This window comes from Mycobacterium sp. E1715 (genome assembly GCF_001667625.1).
GTDB lineage: Bacteria > Actinomycetota > Actinomycetes > Mycobacteriales > Mycobacteriaceae > Mycobacterium.
Map to the genome: position 1 here is coordinate 1 of NZ_LZJJ01000540.1, position 18,873 is coordinate 18,873.

26 protein-coding genes are annotated in these 18,873 nt (G+C 68.7%); 5 read left to right on the forward strand and 21 right to left on the reverse strand.

Annotation, left to right across the window (positions count from 1 at the left end; genetic code table 11):
• From A9X03_RS26270 to A9X03_RS26280, 3 genes are all read right to left on the reverse strand, one after another.
• On the reverse strand, window positions 1–232 hold a 232-nt coding region (locus A9X03_RS26270; protein ID WP_255396749.1), incomplete at its 3' end, for an anti-sigma-D factor RsdA.
• Entirely contained in the window at window positions 219–794 is a 576-nt protein-coding gene (locus tag A9X03_RS26275) for a sigma-70 family RNA polymerase sigma factor (protein WP_066945594.1), read from the reverse strand. The genes A9X03_RS26270 and A9X03_RS26275, both read right to left, overlap by 14 nt.
• 90 nt (window positions 795–884) lie before the next feature.
• The gene (locus A9X03_RS26280) at window positions 885–1,706 is read right to left on the reverse strand and encodes a hypothetical protein (RefSeq protein WP_068263758.1); all 822 of its coding nucleotides are present in this window, start codon (window positions 1,704–1,706) and stop codon (window positions 885–887) included.
• A gap of 354 nt (window positions 1,707–2,060) precedes the next feature.
• Here A9X03_RS26280 and A9X03_RS26285 point away from each other — a divergent pair, with 354 nt between their 5' ends.
• From A9X03_RS26285 to A9X03_RS26295, 4 genes are all read left to right on the forward strand, one after another.
• The gene (locus tag A9X03_RS26285) at window positions 2,061–2,369 is read left to right on the forward strand and encodes a WhiB family transcriptional regulator (protein WP_046184677.1); all 309 of its coding nucleotides are present in this window, start codon (window positions 2,061–2,063) and stop codon (window positions 2,367–2,369) included.
• 15 nt (window positions 2,370–2,384) lie between these two features.
• On the forward strand, window positions 2,385–2,516 hold the full coding sequence (locus A9X03_RS30655; protein ID WP_255396750.1) for a hypothetical protein: 132 nt from the start codon (window positions 2,385–2,387) through the stop codon (window positions 2,514–2,516).
• A gap of 37 nt (window positions 2,517–2,553) precedes the next feature.
• Window positions 2,554–3,294, forward strand: coding sequence for a superoxide dismutase family protein (locus A9X03_RS26290; RefSeq protein ID WP_067779740.1), 741 nt, complete (start codon window positions 2,554–2,556; stop codon window positions 3,292–3,294).
• A 146-nt stretch (window positions 3,295–3,440) separates the two neighbouring features.
• Window positions 3,441–3,848, forward strand: a complete 408-nt coding sequence (locus A9X03_RS26295) for a hydrogenase (protein ID WP_067754520.1) — start codon at window positions 3,441–3,443, stop codon at window positions 3,846–3,848.
• A 36-nt stretch (window positions 3,849–3,884) separates the two neighbouring features.
• Here A9X03_RS26295 and A9X03_RS26300 read toward each other — a convergent pair whose 3' ends face one another.
• From A9X03_RS26300 to A9X03_RS29535, 3 genes are all read right to left on the reverse strand, one after another.
• Window positions 3,885–4,277, reverse strand: coding sequence for an ester cyclase (locus A9X03_RS26300; RefSeq protein ID WP_197498861.1), 393 nt, complete (start codon window positions 4,275–4,277; stop codon window positions 3,885–3,887).
• A 55-nt stretch (window positions 4,278–4,332) separates the two neighbouring features.
• Window positions 4,333–4,953, reverse strand: coding sequence for a hypothetical protein (locus A9X03_RS26305; RefSeq protein ID WP_231975471.1), 621 nt, complete (start codon window positions 4,951–4,953; stop codon window positions 4,333–4,335).
• A gap of 118 nt (window positions 4,954–5,071) precedes the next feature.
• Window positions 5,072–5,275, reverse strand: coding sequence for a hypothetical protein (locus tag A9X03_RS29535; protein WP_156675714.1), 204 nt, complete (start codon window positions 5,273–5,275; stop codon window positions 5,072–5,074).
• Window positions 5,276–5,383: 108 nt separating this feature from the next.
• Here A9X03_RS29535 and A9X03_RS29540 point away from each other — a divergent pair, with 108 nt between their 5' ends.
• Window positions 5,384–5,962, forward strand: coding sequence for a hypothetical protein (locus A9X03_RS29540; RefSeq protein ID WP_156746684.1), 579 nt, complete (start codon window positions 5,384–5,386; stop codon window positions 5,960–5,962).
• 57 nt (window positions 5,963–6,019) lie between these two features.
• Here the strand turns inward: A9X03_RS29540 and A9X03_RS26310 are convergent, their stop codons facing one another.
• The 15 genes from A9X03_RS26310 to A9X03_RS26375 all read right to left on the reverse strand — a co-directional run bounded on the left by A9X03_RS26310 (window position 6,020) and on the right by A9X03_RS26375 (window position 18,858).
• Entirely contained in the window at window positions 6,020–7,546 is a 1,527-nt protein-coding gene (locus A9X03_RS26310) for an adenylate/guanylate cyclase domain-containing protein (RefSeq protein WP_068263761.1), read from the reverse strand.
• Window positions 7,547–7,617: 71 nt separating this feature from the next.
• The gene (locus A9X03_RS26315; RefSeq protein ID WP_067754511.1) at window positions 7,618–7,932 is read right to left on the reverse strand and encodes a hypothetical protein; all 315 of its coding nucleotides are present in this window, start codon (window positions 7,930–7,932) and stop codon (window positions 7,618–7,620) included.
• A gap of 117 nt (window positions 7,933–8,049) precedes the next feature.
• Complete coding sequence (locus A9X03_RS26320) at window positions 8,050–8,472, reverse strand: Rid family hydrolase (protein WP_067754625.1); 423 nt, start codon at window positions 8,470–8,472, stop codon at window positions 8,050–8,052.
• 20 nt (window positions 8,473–8,492) lie between these two features.
• Window positions 8,493–8,972 (reverse strand): MarR family winged helix-turn-helix transcriptional regulator, encoded by a 480-nt coding sequence (locus A9X03_RS26325; protein ID WP_067754622.1) that lies wholly within the window; start codon window positions 8,970–8,972, stop codon window positions 8,493–8,495.
• 14 nt (window positions 8,973–8,986) lie between these two features.
• Entirely contained in the window at window positions 8,987–9,715 is a 729-nt protein-coding gene (locus A9X03_RS26330) for a nitroreductase (protein WP_082954809.1), read from the reverse strand.
• A 162-nt stretch (window positions 9,716–9,877) separates the two neighbouring features.
• Window positions 9,878–11,500 (reverse strand): chaperonin GroEL, encoded by a 1,623-nt coding sequence (groL, locus tag A9X03_RS26335; protein WP_067778582.1) that lies wholly within the window; start codon window positions 11,498–11,500, stop codon window positions 9,878–9,880.
• Complete coding sequence (locus A9X03_RS29545) at window positions 11,484–11,678, reverse strand: 2-isopropylmalate synthase (protein ID WP_369831422.1); 195 nt, start codon at window positions 11,676–11,678, stop codon at window positions 11,484–11,486. The genes groL and A9X03_RS29545 overlap by 17 nt, the downstream gene beginning before the upstream one ends.
• A 72-nt stretch (window positions 11,679–11,750) precedes the next feature.
• Complete coding sequence (gene groES, locus A9X03_RS26340; RefSeq protein ID WP_007167930.1) at window positions 11,751–12,053, reverse strand: co-chaperone GroES; 303 nt, start codon at window positions 12,051–12,053, stop codon at window positions 11,751–11,753.
• A gap of 201 nt (window positions 12,054–12,254) precedes the next feature.
• Window positions 12,255–13,280: a tRNA (adenosine(37)-N6)-threonylcarbamoyltransferase complex transferase subunit TsaD gene (gene tsaD, locus A9X03_RS26345; RefSeq protein ID WP_068263763.1), complete on the reverse strand. Its 1,026-nt coding sequence runs from the start codon at window positions 13,278–13,280 to the stop codon at window positions 12,255–12,257.
• A complete protein-coding gene (rimI, locus tag A9X03_RS26350; RefSeq protein WP_067754502.1) occupies window positions 13,280–13,747 on the reverse strand; it encodes a ribosomal protein S18-alanine N-acetyltransferase in 468 nt (155 codons plus the stop codon). The genes tsaD and rimI overlap by 1 nt, the downstream gene beginning before the upstream one ends.
• A complete protein-coding gene (tsaB, locus tag A9X03_RS26355) occupies window positions 13,744–14,367 on the reverse strand; it encodes a tRNA (adenosine(37)-N6)-threonylcarbamoyltransferase complex dimerization subunit type 1 TsaB (protein ID WP_067778595.1) in 624 nt (207 codons plus the stop codon). Before tsaB ends, rimI begins: the two co-directional genes overlap by 4 nt.
• A complete protein-coding gene (gene tsaE, locus A9X03_RS26360; protein ID WP_068018572.1) occupies window positions 14,364–14,840 on the reverse strand; it encodes a tRNA (adenosine(37)-N6)-threonylcarbamoyltransferase complex ATPase subunit type 1 TsaE in 477 nt (158 codons plus the stop codon). The genes tsaB and tsaE overlap by 4 nt, the downstream gene beginning before the upstream one ends.
• 94 nt (window positions 14,841–14,934) lie before the next feature.
• A complete protein-coding gene (locus A9X03_RS26365) occupies window positions 14,935–15,987 on the reverse strand; it encodes an alpha/beta fold hydrolase (RefSeq protein ID WP_197696150.1) in 1,053 nt (350 codons plus the stop codon).
• A 52-nt stretch (window positions 15,988–16,039) separates the two neighbouring features.
• A complete protein-coding gene (alr, locus tag A9X03_RS26370) occupies window positions 16,040–17,215 on the reverse strand; it encodes an alanine racemase (RefSeq protein WP_369831421.1) in 1,176 nt (391 codons plus the stop codon).
• A gap of 260 nt (window positions 17,216–17,475) precedes the next feature.
• Window positions 17,476–18,858: a glutamate decarboxylase gene (locus tag A9X03_RS26375; RefSeq protein WP_067754490.1), complete on the reverse strand. Its 1,383-nt coding sequence runs from the start codon at window positions 18,856–18,858 to the stop codon at window positions 17,476–17,478.
• Window positions 18,859–18,873: the final 15 nt, after the last annotated feature.

The window sequence follows — 18,873 nt, forward strand, 5'->3', positions numbered from 1 at the left end:
CCCGACGGCTGCGGCGGCGCTCGGCCAATCCGGCGCGCAGGGCGCCGACGGCCTCCTCGGCCGACACCAGCGCGCTGGCCGGTGGCCAGCGCAGGTTGTCGCGCCAGTCCTCCAGCAGGGTGGCCATCGCGTCGGTGTCGGGATCGCCGACGTGCACCGGCCGCCGCTCGGCGAGCGCGTCGAGAAGCAGATCGGTGCGGGCGAATTCGTCCAGGGATTCAGGCACAGTCACCTGCCGCGATCATCTCGGATTTGAGGCGGGACAGCGCGCGGTGCTGGGCCACCCGGACGGCTCCGGTGGTGCTGCCCACGGCGGACGCGGTCTCCTCGGCGGACAGGCCGACGACGACGCGCAGGATCAGGATCTCGCGCTGCTTGGCGGGCAGGATCTCGAGCAGTTCGCTCATCCGGCTGACCGAATCGGCTTCGATGGCCCGCTGTTCCGGGCCGGCATCCGAAGACCAGCGCTCGGGGATCACTTCGGTGGGGTAGGACAGATCGCGGCCGGCGGCGCGATGGGCGTCGGCGACCTTGTGGGCCGCGATGCCGTAGAGGAAAGCGAGAAAGGGGCGTCCCCGATCCCGGTAACGCGGCAGCGCCGTGATAGTCGCCAAGCACACCTCCTGTGCCACGTCATCCGCTGACAGGCCGCCCCGCTCGACTGTCCCGACCCGCGCGCGGCAATAGCGCACGACAATCGGACGGATGGTCTCCAGCACCTCCCGTAGTGCGTTACTGTCCCCCGCCACGGCCTTGGCAACCACAGCGTCGAGACGATCCCCTTGAATTGTCATCGACGGCGGTATCTCCAACGTTACGAACCGGACACATCGCGGGCTAACCGGGCTAACTAACGAACTGACAATAACGGGCGCAAGGCCATTTCAAGCGGAACGCCACGTCGCACCGGCGCGCCGCACGTGGCCTGCGGAGACATCACGAATTCCCCGCAGCTGTTGTGTCGAAAAGGTGACGCTTCCGAGATCAATCAGCAAGCACGCCAACGCCCACCGCAGCGGGACCAGCCCGAGCGCCCCGGTCGCGTCGAGCGCGCCCTCGGCCACCGCTCGGGCCCGCTCGACGGCCCCGGCGCTGCAGAGGGCGGCCGCCAGCACGACTTGGCTCTTCACCGCGTGCCGCGCGGACGCCACGGCCATGGCGCCGGCCAGGTCCACCGCTTCGTTCGCATGGCGGACGGCCGTTTCGCCGTCGCCCTGAGCCATCGCCAGCTCGGCGCACACCCACCGTCGCCGTATCGGCAGCCGGTCGGGTATCGGTCCGGCGCCGCCCAGCACGGAATCCGCGCGCCGCAACAACGTCGCGGCGGCCGGGAAGCGGCCGACGCCCAGCGCGTCGGCCGCCAATCCGATGAGGGCGTCGCCGCACGCCTCGGGGTCCCCACCCGCCAGCGCCAGGGCGCGACCGTCCCAGCCCCGCGCCAGATCGTGCCAACCGAGTTGGCGCAGAAAGGATCCCTGCGTGCTGTGGGCCAGCGAGACCAGCCGCCCGGCGGGGGCGCTGCGCCGCAGCTCCGCCAGATCGCGGTAGGCGCTGCCGTAGCGGCCCTGTCCGCCGGCGGCGACGGCGCGCAGCCACAGATCGTCGGGGGTGACCGCCGTCGGCAGCGGCCACGTGCCGGGCCGGTCGCCGAAGGCGGCGGCGGCCAACGCCCGGCCAATCACGAAAGTGTGACGAGTTTCAATCACGGCGATGGTAGTAAACAGTTTGTGCTGTTCGCGTTACCGAACTGTTAATCACAGCGGGCCCTGTACTAATCGCGGCCGACCCTCCCCTGCCCCGTGAACTGGGAAATCTCGTTTCGGTCAAGTGCCTGGTAGCACGGAGCGTGTTTCGCCAATGGTTGACGTATGAACGCGACGTTAATTCTTTTATAACCATTACATACTTTGCCGGGCTAAGTGGCTATTGACGCAAATTCGCCGTCACCCCTAACGTCTACGCATGACGGGTAGTCATCGGTGACGCCGCTTCATTTCAGTTGCACAATCGCTTCGCGAACCTGACCTTACTGGGCGTGCCGTGCAGAGAGGGAGACACCAATGCCACAGCCGGAGCAGCTACCTGGACCCAACGCCGACATCTGGAACTGGCAACTGCAGGGCTTGTGCCGCGGCGTTGACTCGTCGATGTTCTTCCATCCCGACGGTGAGCGCGGCCGCGCCCGCATGCAGCGCGAGCAGCGCGCGAAAGAGATGTGCCGCCAGTGCCCGGTCATCCAGGAGTGCCGTTCGCACGCCCTGGAAGTTGGTGAGCCGTACGGGGTTTGGGGTGGCCTCTCGGAATCCGAGCGCGACCTGCTGCTGAAGGGCGACATCGGCCGCACGCGCGGCATTCGCCGCTCGGCCTAGGCGCGCACACCTCAGTTGAACGAATCGCCGACGCGGTTGCTCTACGCGCTGGGCGACCGAATGGTCGAGCGCATCGGCCGATTGCGGCAGTCCACCATCAACAAGCTTCGCGTCCGCGGCCGGGCCGCCTTGCTGAGTTCGCTGTAGCCGTTTCAACCGCGACCAATTGGGGTAGGCCCGGCCCATGAACAAGGGCGTATCCCTCGCGGCCGTGGCGCTCGCCGCGACCATCGCACCATTGGCAGCATGCGCAAACCAGCAGGGTGGCCAATCCGGCACGTCGACGTCCTCCAGCGCGCCTCCGGGCACGGAGCGGATGACCACGCAGCTCAAGAGCACCGACGGAAACCAGGTCGGCACCGCCACCATCGATTTCGCGAACGGGTACGCGACCGTGACCGTGGAGGCCGGACCCAACCAGGTGCTGAGCCCGGGTTTCCACGCGCTGATGATCCACGCGGTCGGCAAATGCGAGGGGGACTTCGAGTCCGCGGGATCGGTCTACCAGGCGCAGGGTCACACGGGTTTCCCCGCCAGCGGTGACCTGACCGCCTTGCAGGTGCGCAACGACGGCTCGGCGAAACTCGTCACCACCACCAGCTTGCTCACGGCCTCGGACCTGAGAAACAGCTCGGGCACCGCGCTGATCGTGCACCAGAACGCCGACAACCTGAGCGGGGCTTCGACCGGTGAGTCGGGCAAGCGGGTGGCCTGCGGGGTGCTCGCCGCGGCGTCCGCGACGACGACGTCGTCCACCTCGACGACGACCTCCGTCACGACGATCACGACGACTACCGAAGTGCCGCCGCCGTCGACCAGCACCAGCACCAGCACCGTCACCGTCACCAGCAGCCCGAGCTACACGTCGACACTGCCGACCACGACCGTGACGACGCCGCCCAGCCTTCCGCCCGGAACCCGCTGACCCGGCACCGGCGCGGTCACGAGCCGCCACGACACATAAATCTCTGCGACGACACGCCGAGAACGCCCGCAGCCGTTTATGTCTCGCGAGGCAAGCAGATCGCGATAACGGCACACGCGCAGCTCCCGGGCCCCTAGTGTGCTGACATGCAGACGGTGCTGTTCACGCTCGGGCTGGTCCTGTTCTTGATCGGCCTGCTGACCGGGTTCGCGGTCGCGGCGCTGAAGAATCCGCGTATGGCGCTGTCGAGCCACCTCGAGGCCGTCCTCAACGGCATGTTCCTCGTGCTGATCGGTCTGCTCTGGCCGCACCTGCACCTGCCCCACGCCTGGGGGGTTACCGCCGTCGCGCTGATCGTGTACGCCGCCTACGCGAACTGGCTCGCGACCCTGCTCGCGGCGGCGTGGGGCGCGGGCCGCAGGCTCGCGCCGATCGCGGCGGCCGACCACGAGGCCTCGGCGGCCAAGGAGTGGGTGGTCAGTTTCCTGTTGCTCTCACTGGCCGTGGCCGTCATCGCGGGCGTGATCATCGTCATCGTCGGGCTTCAAACGTGAACGACGAAGGGCGCGAGCGCTTGTCGGTGCGACGCCTCAACTGATCTGTGTGATCAGCGCGGCCATGTCGACGAGGTCCCACACCTCCGCGAACTTGCCCTCCTCGACGCGGTAGAGGGTGAATTCGGAAATGCTCACCCGCCGACCGGTCGCCTCGATTCCCTGGAACGTTCCCCGGTGGGTGCCGGTGACCTCGAAGTGCACCACGATGTTCTCCTCGTCGACGACGATGTGTCTCATCTCCCAGTGCCAGTCGGGGAACGCGGCGATCACGGGCGCGAATTGGTCGGTAACCGAGGCCGGATCCATGGGGACACCGTTGACCTTGATGGTGGGCGTGTAGAACGAGGCCATCGAATCGAAATCGTGCTCGTTGCAGTGTTCGAGATAGGACTTGTACAGGGATCGGTAGTCGTCAGGCTGCGTCACCGCACCATGATCCACTGCCGGCCGGTTCGGTGTACAGCCAGAACGCGCTCACCGATTACCGGTGGGCGAACTCGGCGAGCTTAGCATCGACCGCCGCGGCATCCGGTTCCGCGTACATCTTCGGATCGCGCTTTTTGACCCACAGCAGGAACGGGCAGCTGGCCGAGGGACCGTCCACCGGTCCCAGTTGTTCGATGTGCTTGCCGGTCCTGGCTTCGCGAAGCTCGATGTCGTACTGCACGGCGTAGTAATCGACGGTCACGTGTTCGCCTGCGTCGGTCTGGAAATTGCAGGTGAGTGCCTTCACCTCGGTTCCGGATTTACGGGTAAGGCAGGCAACAACATTCGCCGACTGGAAGTCATCGGGGCTGACGTGGTAATCGGCACGGGGATCGAGCGCGAGTTGGCTCCAATGATCGGATGTCACTTGGCTCATCGGGTTCGGCCGCTCGTCCGGACCGAACGCCACGATCTTGTACGGCTTCCCGTACGTGGCGGCGTTGCTGATTGACCCGCGATCGCACACCACATCGAAGGCCGAGATGGTCGTGGCTTTCTTGATTCCGCCGCGCCCGTCGAGACCGTCGCGGGCCACGTCGCGGATCACGAAAAAACCGACCAACGCCGCCGGTATGAGAACGACGAGCGCGGCGACCGTAAGCACAACGATCAGCACGACATTGGTCTTGCGCGGCGGGGGCGCCGGCGGCGGGTACGGCGGAGACCATTGCCTGGGGTACTGCGGTGGTTGCGGTGGCCACTGCTGCGGATAACTCACGCTCACGCCCCCCACGTCATGGTGCGGTCAGCTTAGCAATCGGCACGATCGGGCACAGCTTGCCCACGACCGCCGCGACCGAAGGCACGCCGCGCGGGGCGGCCGTAGCGAAGAGTGGCTTCGAATTCGCCGGAAACGAGATATCAAAACGTGAAGCAGTACTACGGTTCAGGTCGGGGCCTGAAGCCAGCCGCAGCTTTGATTCTGGTGGTGAAGACATGTCATCGACAATGCCTACTCAGCGCGATGAACGGAATACGGTCGCATTCCACACGGCTGATGAGTATCGCGAAGGACGCGCCGGCGTCGAAGTGAGAAGACGCTCACAATGAAAGAGTCCATCGGCAAGACAATCAAACTCCTTGTGGCACCGGGGGTTACGTTGTGGGCAATCCTCAACGCCCCCACGGCCTGGGCCGGGCCGGGCGGCAACATCCCCGGCCCCGGGGTCTGCGACTATCCCGGTGTCGGCGGAAGTACTTTCGAGGCTGGGGCAACGACGTACTACTGCGATTTCCCCGTCGAGGAGAACAGCACCCACTGGCACTGCGAGTATGGCGGCTGGAACATGGGTGGCCCGGGTGGCAACTCCATCATCGGTGGAAGTTTCATGGGTTTCGGATTGACCATTCCGGCAGGCGATTTCGGGGGTGCTTCCGGTGGCTGTTCATGGCGCTGGCCGGATAACACGGTCGGCCCTGCCCCGAACCCACCGGGCGCGTGGAGAAACTACCTGGTGCCCAAGCCGCCACCGCCCGAACATCGGGCACAGCCGACTCCCCCGGGTGAGCCGGAGTCCGGACCAGCGCCAGTCGAGTCTCCGAGTCTCGGCCAGGAGCCCGAGACGCCGGCCTACACCAACCCGGCATTTCCGAATCCCGGCAGGACGCAGAACCCGCCGAGTTGACGCGTGTCGCGGCCCTACCGGCGCCGCGGATCACCGGGACGGCAGGCGTCAGGCAATTCAGCCGGGGCGATGAGAACCAATGCCAGCGGCGAACCCGAAGACCCGGGTAGTGGCTGACTTGCCCTTCAGGGCATGTGATCCACGATCGGCTAGCCCCGGCGGTCGGGAAACCAACGCGTCGGCGGTTTGCTGAGTCAGCAGGATCACGTCACCGGTGTTTTTGGTGAGCTGTTCGACGCGGGCCGCCACATTGACGGCGTCACCGATGAGGGTGAACTCGAGTTTGCCTCCGCCGCCGATGGTTCCGGCGATCACCACACCGGTGTTGATGCCGATGCCGATGCGGAGCTCCCCGGCGAATCGCTCGGCGGCGAGGCTGCTGATCGACGCCGCGGCGCTCAGCGCGGCGTCGGCATGCATGGCAAGCTCGTTGGGAGCGCCGAAGACGGCCAGCGCGCCGTCGCCGAGAAACTTGTTCACGTGGCCGCCGGCCTCGACGACGACGGGCACGACGATCTCGAACAATGCGTTGAGATGGGCGACGGTCTCCTCGGCGGTGTGCGCCTCGGCGAACGGCGTGAAATCGCGAATGTCGACGAACATCACGCTCACTTCGCGACGCTCACCCGTGAACACGTCGTCGCCCTGCTCGAGCAGCCGTGCCGCCAAGGCCGGGTCGACGTAGCTCCCGAACGCGGCGTGAAGCCGTTGCCGCTCGGCCAGACCGGCCTGCATGCGGTTGAACGACCCCGCCAACGCGCCGAGGTCGTCGTCTTGGACCACCGGCAGGCGTCGCGAGTAGTCCCCGGCCGCAACGCGTTTGGTGCCTTCGGCAAGCTCCCGGATCGGCTGCAGGGAGGGCGCGAACACGCTGATGACGGTGATCGGCACGGCGAGCCCCAGGGTCAGCACGCAGGCGATGCCCACCCACAGCAGGGGGGATTGCCGGGCCCGGTCGAACTCACCGGCGACCATCGCGCCCCCCATGGAGAAACCGAACGCGACCGCGAGGATGGCCAGGTTCGACCACGCGGCGAAGCTGGGGCGAGACCGGGGCAGGGAGTCACCGATCGCCGAGTCGCCGGCGATGGCGGCCCGAACCGGCCGCATCGGCCCTTCCGGCACGCTGTGCACGCCGACCAGGTGTGAAACGGCGCCGACGAGGCCACCCAGGACCGCATACTCGGCCAGCCGCGGTCCGGCCGCGCCGACAATCACCCCGACGGCGACCGACAGCACGGCGCCGCACGCGGTGACGACCGCCAACCCCCGGAGGACGGCACGGCGCGACCAGGTGTAGGTGGCCCGCAGTGCGCTCTCCGGATCCACCGCCTTACCGGCCGCCCATCGCTCGGCGAGCCGCCATGCGCCCTGGCCGGGCAGCACGATTCCGTACGCCAACACCAACATGGTGACCGCAGTGGCGGCCACCGCGTCGGGGTAGCGATCCGATCTCTCGAATGCCACCTGGGCACAAGACAAGAACAGATATATCGGCGACGGCACCAGGATGGAGACCCCGAAGACCACCCACGAATACCGCGTGCCGAACCGGTCCCACGCCCACTGCACGAAGCGGTCCATGGCGCGAGATTAGACGCCGATGGCCGCCCCGCGACGAAAACGCCCCGGCCGGTGACCGGGGCGCGTCGGCTCTAGGGGCACATGAAGCTGATCGGCGGGCAATGCCTGATGGTGATCGCCTCGATCGGCGGGTTGTCGCCGTCCCAGATCGAGGTCGGCCGGCCCTGCATGGTGACGTTGCCCATCCCGTATTGGGTCGGGTACCAGGTGTGGCACACGTTCCAGTCCCAGTCGATGTACTGGTTCACGACGTAGGGCATCTGTTTCGGGTTGCCCGGGCACCAGCGGTGCGGTTCCATCGTATCCGCGTGCGCGGTGCCCACACCCCACCCGGTGAGCGCGGTACCCCCCGCGAGCAGTGCGGCCGCGATGAGACTCTTCGTCATGTGGGCAAGTGGCATGATGACCGTCCTCTCCTGGTGCCGTTCTCTGGCAACCAGTGCACTAGCCCCGCCTTGCTACCGATCCCAACAAGCCGAGTGCGGGGAATCAAGCCCCTGCGCTCAGTCGTCGTCCTCGACGATCGCGGCGACTTGTATCTCGACGCGCATCTGTGGACCCGCCAGCGCGGCGACGCCGAGGCACGTCCACAGCGGGGCGCGGTCACCCGTGCGGAGGCGGAGCTGTTCGACCATGGTGTCGAGGTGCTCGCGACCGATCCGGCCGTTCGGATCCGGCAGGTGATACGAGTGCACGGTTACCACTTGCCGCCACGAGGCTCCCGCTGTCGCCAGCGTCCGCTCGACGTTGTCGAAGGCCTGAATGATTTCGTCGCGCACTGACTCCGGATAACGCCGGTCGTCGTCCCACCCGCCCTGCCCGGCGGTCTCTACCCGGTCGCCATACCGGACGACCTGTGAGTAGTGAAAGTCCCGTAGCTGGCGCTCCCCGTAGCCGGGAGTGACCGAAAAGATGGGCTTGTCCATGAATGCCATCTTCACGGCGTCTACTGTTCGGCGGAAGCGGTGAACCGAGTGAGAAGATCCGTCAGCCGTTCCGCCTCGCCCGGGCCCAACACCGATACCAGGCGCGCAGCCAGTGGCTCGGCCGCGCCGTGCGCGGCGTCGAAAACCTTCAACCCCTTCGGGGTGATCTCGACCGCTCGCACCCGGCGGTCGTTCGGGACGGATTTGCGGACGGCGAGCCCCTTGCGTTCGAGATCGTCCACGACGCGCATGATGCCCGCCTTGTCCGAACCCGTCGCCTCGACCAGGTCCCGTTGCTCCGTGGGCCCGCGGTTGACGAGGACGAGCAGCACGGCGAAATGTCGCAAATCGATGGCCAGGGGCCGAAGCGCCTCCGACATCACCGCGGCTGCGCGCCAGTGCGCCCGGCGCAGAAGCAAGCCGAGAGCGAATGGCGACGGATCGCCGGGGCGGTCGGTCGCACGCGCGGGGGTGGCGTGCCCAGAAGCGTCACCGGTCATCGTGCGCGCATCCTTCATCCAATGCGAACACCGGACTCGGCCCGGATGGAATGTTCAACCTTGCGGGGACCGGCCGACTCGTCGTCGACGAATGTGACCGTCTCATCCAGCGGTGCCCGGCCCGTGCGCGCATACTTCACCGCCGGGTCCTCGAACCCGATCGACATGCCGCAGAACAGGATCAGTCCATCCGGCGGGGACAGGACCTCCGCGACTGTTTCGCGGACCTGCGACCACGCCATCTGTGGGCAGCTGTGCAACCCCTCCGCGCGTAGTAGCAGCATGATCGTCTGCAAATACATGCCGACATCGGCCCACTGGGCCACGCCAAGGTCGCGGTCGATGTAGCAGAACAGCGCGGCAGGGGCACCGAAACAGTTCCAGTTCGCGATGGCCGCCCTCTGGCGTGCCTCCCAATCCTCGCGCGCGATGCCGAGCGCGCTGTACCGCTCCTTGCCGAAGGCGGACCGGCGGTCGCTGTACGGCGACTTCATTGCGGGCGGGTACATCTGGTACTCCCGCTCGTCCCAGGGATCGCCGTGGGCGACGCGCTCGACGGCGCGCGTCTTGAGCTCGTCCAGCAGCGTTCCGGTCACCACGTACGAGTTCCACGGCTGGATGTTCGACCCCGAAGGCGACCATGCCGCAACGGACAGCACACGCTCCAGCACATCTCTCGGAACGGGCTGGTCGGTGAATCCGCGCACCGCCCGTCGGCTTGTGACTGCCTCGTATACGTCCATGGTCGCCTACCTACACTGGTTCCAATTTCCGTTTCAGATCATACTGTATCGATTGATACTATCTGCTCCGGGGCGATCGGACTAGCCTTCGGGAGGCCGCGGCGAGGCCAAAGCGAAGGCCCCCGTTCCGAAGGGGATACGGGGGCCTCGCTGATCTACCGACTAGTGGTGGTGATGGCCGTGGCCGTGGCCGTGGTCGTCGTGCTCGTCGGCGGGCTTGTCGACGATCGCCGTCTCGGTGGTCAGCACCATGCGCGCCACCGACGCCGCGTTGACCACCGCGGACCGGGTCACCTTGACGGGGTCGATCACGCCGTCGCCGATCAGGTCGCCGTAGGTGAGCTTGTCCGCGTTGAGCCCGTGCCCGGCCGGCAACTCGCTGACCTTGCTCACCGCAACCGCGCCGTCCAGGCCGGCGTTGGTGGCGATCCAGTACAGCGGCGCGGCCAGCGCCTCGGCGAACACGTCGACGCCGGCGGCCTGATCGCCGGACAGCGATCCGCGCAGCTCCTTCAGCGCGTTGCGTGCCCCGATGAGGGCCGAGCCGCCGCCCGCGACGATGCCCTCCTCGACGGCGGCCTTGGCCGCCGCGACCGCGTCCTCGACGCTTTCCTTGCGTTCCTTGAGCGCCGTTTCGGTCGCGGCCCCCACCTTGATCACGGCCACGCCGCCGGCCAGCTTGGCCAGCCGCTCCTGCAGCTTCTCGCGGTCCCAGTCGGAGTCGCTCGCCTCGATCTCGGCGCGCAGCTGCTTGATGCGCGCGTCGACCGCGTCCTTGGAGCCGCCGCCGTCGACGATGATGGTGTCGTCCTTGCTGACCACCACACGCCGGGCCGAGCCCAGCACATCGGTGCCGACCTCGCGCAGCAGCAGGCCGGCGTCGGGGTTGATCACCTGCCCGCCGGTCACCACCGCCAGGTCCTCGAGGAAGGCCTTGCGCCGGTCGCCGAAGAACGGCGCCTTGACCGCAACCGCCTTGAGCGTCTTGCGGATCGAGTTGACCACGAGCGTGGCCAGGGCCTCACCCTCGATGTCCTCGGCGATGATCAGCAGCGGCTTGCCCGACTCGGCGACCTTCTCCAGCATGGGCAGCAGGTCGGGCAGCGAGCTGATCTTCTCCTGGTGCAGCAGGATCAGCGGCTCGTCCAGCACGGCTTCCTGCGCGTCGAAGTCGGTGACGAAATACGCCGACAGGAAACCCTTGTCGAAGCCGACGCCCTCGGTGAACTCCAGCTCGGTGCTCAGGGTCGAGGACTCTTCGACGCTGACCACGCCGTCGGCACCCACCTTGGTCATCGCCTCGCCGACCAGCTCGCCGAGCCTCTCGTCACGCGACGACACCGTCGCCACCTGAGCGATGCCGTCCTTGCCGGACACCGGGGTGGCCGCGGCCAGCAGCGCCTCGGACGCCGCGTCGGCCGCCTTCGAAATTCCGATGCCGAGCTCGATCGGGTTGGCGCCGGCCGCAACCAGGCGCAGGCCGCCCTTGACCAGGGCCTGCGCCAGCACGGTCGCGGTGGTGGTGCCGTCGCCCGCCACGTCGTTGGTCTTGGTGGCCACCGACTTGACCAGCTGGGCGCCCAGGTTCTCGAACGGGTCTTCCAGCTCGATCTCGCGCGCGACGGTCACGCCGTCGTTGGTGACCGCGGGCCCGCCAAAGGCCTTGGCCAGCACCACATGCCGGCCGCGCGGCCCCAGGGTCACCCGCACCGCGTCGGCGAGCGCGTTGACGCCGGCCTCGATCGCGCGGCGCGCGGTCTCGTCGTACTCAATAACCTTGCTCATCAGGCTCCTCGTTTGAATGGTGGCGACCCGCTTCGCCCGGCTCCGCCGCGCTTGCGATCACCACGACGTTCAAATGGTGGCGACCCGCTTCGCCCGGCTCCGCCGCGCTTGCGATCACCACGACGTTCAAATGGTGGCGACCCGCCTCGCCCGGCTCCGCCGCGCTTGCGATCACCACGACGTTCAAATGGCGCCGCCCCGGAAATCACCCGCGGCCATGCGCGGGGATCGCCGGGGCGGGCCACGGTGCTTACTTCGATACGACGGCCAGCACGTCGCGCGCCGACAGGATCAGGTACTCCTCGCCGTTGTACTTGATCTCGGTGCCGCCGTACTTGCTGTAGATGACGGTGTCGCCTTCCGAGACGTCGAGCGGAATCCGCTTCTCGCCGTCCTCGTCCCAGCGGCCGGGACCGACTGCGACGACGGTGCCTTCCTGCGGCTTCTCCTTGGCGGTGTCAGGAATGACCAGACCGGACGCGGTCGTGGTCTCGGCCTCGTTGGCCTGCACGAGAATCTTGTCCTCGAGTGGCTTGATGTTCACCTTCGCCACGATTGGAGCCCTCCACTAGTTAGATCGGGTCCGGGGCGGGGTGCCCCAGAATTATCAAGGGATTCGGCAGTCGTCCGTGCCCGAGCGCCGTCGTCGCGGGTGCCGGCACAGGGTTTGGCCGATTGCCACCTAGCACTCTATACACGAGAGTGCTAGCACTCAAGGGCGCCCCGCTGCGTACCGGGTATTCGCTATAAGCGATCACGTCACCTGGGCTTTTACCACCGGCAGGCCCGGGTCGCTGGGCGCGTCCAGCGGTGACTGCCGCGCCCCGGCGGCCACCAGGTGCGCGGCGAAGGACGCGATCATTGCCCCATTGTCGGTACAGAGCCGGGGGCGGGGGACCCGCAGCGTCAGCCCGGCCGCCGCGCACCGCTGCTCGGCCAACTCCCGCAGCCGCGAGTTGGCGGCCACCCCGCCGGCGATCAGCAGGGTCGAGACGGCGAGCCCCGTCGCGGCGCGCACGGCCTTCATGGTCAGCACGTCGGCGACGGCCTCCTGGAACCCCGCGGCCACGTCGGCGTTCACCGCGTCCGGGTGACTCTCCAGGTAGCGGGCGACGGCCGTCTTGAGCCCCGAGAAGCTGAAGGAGTACGGGTCGTCGCCCGGTCCCGTCATGCCGCGCGGGAACGTGACCGCGTCGCGGTCGCCGCTGCGGGCCAGTTCGTCGAGCACCTTGCCGCCCGGGTAGCCCAGCCCCAGCAGACGGGCCACCTTGTCGTAGGCCTCGCCGGCGGCGTCGTCGACGGTGCTGCCGAGCTCGACGATCGGTTCGCCGAGCGAACGCACGTGCAGCAGGTGGGTGTGTCCACCGGACACCAGCAGCGCCACGCATTCGGGCAGCGGCCCGTGTTCGTAGACGTCGGCGGCCAGATGCCCGCCCAGGTGGTTGACGGCGTAGAACGGCACCCCCCACGCGGCCGAATAGGCCTTGGCGGCAGCCACGCCCACCAGCAGCGCGCCGGCCAGGCCGGGCCCGATCGTGGCGGCGACGATGTCGGGCTTGCGCACGCCGGCCGCCTCTAGCGCGCGGCGCATGGCGGGGCCGAGGGCCTCCAGGTGCGCCCGGGAGGCGATCTCCGGGACCACGCCGCCGAAGCGGACGTGCTCGTCGACGCTGGAGGCCACCTCGTCGGCCAGCAGCGTCACGGTGCCGTCGGCGTCCAGCCGGGCGATGCCGACTCCCGTTTCGTCGCAAGAGGTTTCGATGGCCAGAATCGTCCTCATCAGCGGGCCCCCCGGCGCATCGTGTAGGCGTCGGCGCCGCTGGCGCGGTAGTAGCGCCTGCGCAGGCCGATCTGTTCGAAGCCCACGCTGCGGTACAGCCCGATGGCCGCCTCGTTGTCGGTGCGCACCTCCAGGAAGACGACGCCCCCGTCGGCGAAGACCAGCAGCTCGTCGAGCAACCGGCGCCCGATGCCCTGTCCCTGATACGCGGGGTCGACGCCGATGGTGTGGACCTCGTACTCGAACGGCGGGGTGCGGCCCAGCCGCGAGATTCCGGCGTACCCGACCAGGGTGCCGCCGGCGCGCGCGCCGACGTAATGGTTGTGGGGGCTGGCCAGTTCCCGGTTGAACGCCGCGGCGGGCCACGGGTCGTCGCCGTCGAACAGTTGGCGTTCCAGCTCGGCGCAGCGAGTCGCGTCGGCGGCGGTAAGCGCGCCGAGCGTCACGGGCTCACGGGTGGCGGTCACTGCCGCGCCGCCATCGGCTTGGCGTCCGGGCGGCGAAGATACAGCGCCACCAACGGCAGCGGGCGCTGCGACCAGTCGGGCACCGCGGCGACGAGCCCGGCCGGCGTGGGGTAGACGGGCCCGCGGTGCGGCAATCCGAACAGGGCGGCGTGCTCCTTCGAGCCGGCCACCGCCTGGGCCGGGCCGGGGTCGACGTCGGCCGGGGCGTTGACCCCGGGTCCTTCCATCCGGAACCCGTCGCGGTAACGGGCCCAGTAGATCTCGCGCCGCCGGGCGTCGGTGACCACCAGCGTCTCGCCGGTGGTCCGCACCCCGATCGCGTCCAAGCTGCACACGCCGCGCACCGGGATGTCCAGCGCGTGTCCGTAGGCGGATGCGGTCGCCATTCCGGCCCGCAGGCCGGTGAACGGGCCGGGGCCGCAGCCGACCACGACGGCCTCCAGATCGCTCATCGTCAGCCCCGCGTCGGCGAGGGCGGCCACCACGTTCGGGGTCAGCCGTTCGGCGTGCGCCCGGGCGTCGACGGTGACCCGCTCGGCCAGCACGCTCAGGTCGTCGCGCCGCACGATCCCGGCCGTCACGGCCGGGGTCGCGGTGTCGAGCGCCAGAACGATACTCACGACCGAACCCACTGCCACGAGGCGATCCGCACGTCCGAACCGCTGAGGCGTTCCAGACGAACGTCGAGGTGCCGCTCGGCGAGGCGCTCGACGATGCCTTCGCCCCACTCCACGACCACCACCGCGCCGTCGAGGTCGGTGTCGAGGTCGAGCGAGTCGAGCTCGCCGAGCAGGTCGGCGCCGTCGTGGTCCAAAAGCCGGTACATGTCGACATGAATCATCGTCGGTGTCCCCGGCCGCCGCGGCGGGTGCACCCGCGCCAGCACGTACGACGGCGAGGTGACCGGGCCGTCGACGTCCATCGCCGCGGCAATCCCCTTGGCCAGGACGGTCTTTCCCGCGCCGAGCGGGCCGGTGAGCACCACGACGTCCCCCGCCTTCAGCTGCTCGCCCAGCCGAGACCCCAGGGCGACGGTGTCCTCGACCCGTTCGAGGGTGGCCGTGCCCGCGTCATCCGCCTGCGGTGATCGCAAGCGCGGCGAAGCCGGGCGCGGCGGGTCACCGCCATCCGCCTGCGGTGATCGCAAGCGCGGCGAAGCCGGGCGCGGCGGGTCACCGCCATCCGGGCTAGCCACGGCGCCGCAGCCTTTCCCGCATCCACCGGGCGGCCAGGGCGACGCGGCCCGGGGTGGCCCGCTTGACCAGCCGGACCAACCCGTCGTTGATCGCCTCGGGCTTGTCCAGCAGCGCGAGGTGGCTGGCCCCGCGAACGATGACCAGCTCGGATTGCGGCAGCGAGGCCGCCATCTTGCGGGAGTATTCGTCCGGTGTCAGCAGGTCGTGGTCACCGCAGGCGATCAGCGTGGGGACGCGCAGCAGGGTCCACAGGCCGGCGGTCTCGTCGTGGGCTTCCAGGGCATCCAGGAACTCGACCATGGTCGGGATCGGTGTGCCGTTCATCATCCGCTGCGAGAAGGCGTCCAGGCTGCGGCTGACGTGCAGGTCGCTGTAGGAGGCGGCCCGCAGGACCGGCCCGATCAGCGAACGCGACACGTTGCGGCCGCGGTGCATCAGCTTGGGCGCGGAGCGTGCGGTGAACCGAAATGCTTCCAACGCAGGGTTTTTCAGGATCTCGCCGAGCGGGGACCTGGCGACGCCCTCGGCCGCTGAGGAGATCAACGCGGCGCCGACGATCCGGCGCCCGTACTGGTCGGGGAATTGGCGGGCGTGCGACAACACCGTCATGCCGCCCATGGAGTGCCCGACCAGCACGACCATTCCGCGCGGCGCCACCACCTGAAGCACGCTTTCCAGGTCCCTACCGAGTTGGGTCAGCGTGTAGCTCTGGGGCGGCGCCTCGTCGGATTGCCCGTGCCCGCGCTGGTCGTAGAAGACCATCCGGACGCCTGGGCCCAGATGCTGGGGCAGCCGCGTCCGCTGGAAATGAAAGGCGCCCATCCGCAGGCAGAACCCGTGGACGAAGACCATGGTCAGCGGGGCGTCCGCGGGGCCGGCCTCGCGAATCGCCAACGACACCCCGTCCGGGGTGGTCACCACGGAGCGGCGGTCGTCGTCGATCCTGTCGAAATCCTCGTCGGCGTAAGGGTCTTCGCCGCCACGGGTGCGCTGGACCATCGAGCGGCGGGCCGAGGCTCCCACGATGGTGGCGAGGGCCGTCAACCCCGCCCCTCCCGCGAACCAAGCCCTCCCCCGTTGGCGCCTGCGAGTTCTCTCACGGCTCAATGGTTTGCGCCTCGCGGTAGGTCCGGGTGATGCGCCCGCGCGGGCTGGTCACCACTTCGTAGTGGATGGTGCCGAGCAGGTCGGCCCAGTCCTGCGCGGTGGGTTCCCCGCCGGTGCCGGGCCCGAACAAGATCGCCTCGTCACCCTCGGTCACGTCGGTGCGGCCGGGGCCGAGGTCGACGACGAACTGGTCCATGCAGATCCGGCCGACGCCCGGGCGGCGCTTGCCGTTGATCAACACCTCCAATCGTCCCCCCAGCGAACGGAACACGCCGTCCGCGTAACCGACGGGCAGCAGGGCCAGAGTGGTGTCGCGCTCCGCGGTCCAGGTGTGCCCGTACGACACGCTCTCCCCGGCGCGGATCGACTTCACCAGCGCGACAGGGCATTTCACCGTCATCGCCGGGATCAGCCCCATGTCGCCGAGCTCGGGCACCGGGCTCAGGCCGTACACCGCGACACCGGGCCGCACCAGGTCGAAGGCAAGGTCGGGACGCGACATGGTGGCCGATGAGTTCGCCAGGTGCGCGACCTCGAACCCCACCCCCTGTGCGCCCGCCTGCGCCAGCATGTCGCTGAACCGTTGGGCCTGAAGGTCATTGACGGGGTTGGCCGGTTGATCGGCGAACACCATGTGTGACATCAGCCCGCGCAGGCGGATGGCATCCTCGGCGACGGCGCGGCGCAGCGCGGCCAGCATCGACGGGTACCGCGACGGGTGGACGCCGTTGCGGTTCAGCCCCGTATCCACCTTCACCGAGACCGTCGCGGCCCGGCCGGTGCGGCGCGCCGCGTCCAGCAGCTCGTCGAGCTGGCGCTCCGAGGACACGGCGATCTCGACGTCGGCCAGCAGCGCGGGCCCGAAGTCGATGCCGGGCGGGTGCAGCCACGCCAGCACCGGTGCGCCGATGCCGTCGGCGCGCAGCGCCAGCGCCTCGGCGACCGTGGCGACGCCCAGCTCGGCGGCACCGCCGGCCAGCGCCGCGCGGGCGGCCCGGGTGGCGCCGTGGCCGTAACCGTCGGCCTTGACGACGGCCATCACCTGCGCGCGGCCGGCGTGCTCGCACAGCAACCGCACGTTGTGTTCGATGGCGCCCAGGTCGACCAGGGCCTCGGCGACGAGGCCCGGCGTCAGGGAGATCGGCGCAACGGCCCGCCCATTCATGGCCGCCATTGTCCCAGAATCGGCCGCAGGCGCGGCCGGCCGCAGGCCCAGCCTTGCCCCATTCGTCACAGTGGCCACATAACTCCCCCGTTCTGACGGCGCCCGATGTGCCCGCCTCGGAGCGACAAGCGACGACGTCAGCGCCGGAAGGCGCCCCGTCTCGGCGCCGGAAGGCGCCGCGTCTCCCCCGCGGGCGGCGCGCTGTCGCTGTGAGGCGGGCAACACGCGCATTCGGTCCGCGGCGGCAGCCGGCCCATCGCTCAGTGCGCGAAGTGCTGCGCCTCGTAATGGCCGCCAGGCTTGAGCTTGTCCAGCGAGGTCAGCGCCGAGACGGCGTCGTCGTGCAGCGCGCGGGCCAGGTCGGCCGAAAGCCCCTCGCGTACCACGATGCGCAGCACCGACACGTCGGTGGCGTTGTCGGGCATGGTGTAGGCGGGCACCTGCCAGCCGTAGGTGCGCAGCTCGTGCGAGACGTCGAACTCGGTGTAGCCGCGATCCCCGGCGAGCCGGAAGGCGACCACCGGGATCGCCGACCCGTCGGAGATCAGCTCGCAACGCTCGCTCACCCGCAACTGCTCGCCCAGCCACCGCGCCGTCCCGGACAGCGCCTGCATCACCTTGGTGTAGCCGTCGCGGCCCAGCCGCAGGAAGTTGTAGTACTGGCCGACCACCTGGTTGCCGGGCCGGGAGAAGTTCAGCGTGAAGGTGGGCATGTCGCCGCCGAGGTAATTGACCCGGAACACCAGTTCCTCGGGCAGGTACTCCTTGCTGCGCCACACCACGAAGCCCACACCGGGATAGGTCAGCCCGTACTTGTGCCCGCTGACGTTGATCGACACCACCCGGGGCAGCCGGAAATCCCACTTCAGCTCGGGGTGCAGGAAGGGCACCACGAACCCGCCGCTGGCGGCGTCGACGTGCACCGGCACGTCCACGCCCCCGCCGGCCGCCAGCTTGTCCAGCGCGCCGCAGATGTCGGCGACGGGTTCCAGCTCACCGGTGTAGGTGGTGCCCAGGATCGCCACCACGCCGATGGTGTCCTCGTCGACGGCGTCGATGACCTGTTCGGGGGTGATGACGTAGCGCCCCTCCTCCATGGGCAGGTAGCGGGGTTCGACGTCGAAGTAGCGGCAGAACTTCTCCCAGACCACCTGCACGTTGGAGCCCATCACCAGGTTGGGGGTGCGGCCCTTCCAGTCCTTGCCGACCTTCTGCCGCCAGCGCCATTTCATGGCCAGGCCGCCGAGCATGACGGCCTCGCTGGAGCCGATCGTGGACACCCCGCACGCGCTGTAGGGGTCGGCGTCGTCGAGGCCGTCCGCGTGGAACAGGTCGGCCACCATGCACACGCAGCGCTGCTCGATCGCGGCGGTCGCCGGGTATTCGTCCTTGTCGATCATGTTCTTGTCGAACGTCTCGGCCATCAGCCGGCCGGCCTCGGGGTCCATCCAGGTGGTCACGAAGGTCGCCAGGTTCAGCCGGGAACTGCCGTCGAGCATCAGCTCGTCGTGGATGAAGCGGTAGGCGGCCTCGGGGTCCATCGATTCGTCGGGCATCCGCAGCGCCGGGACGGGCGCGGTGAACAGGCGGCCGGTGTAGGCCGGGGCGATCGAGTGCGCGGGCAGCGACGGGTGTTGAGGCACGGGTGAGAATCCTTC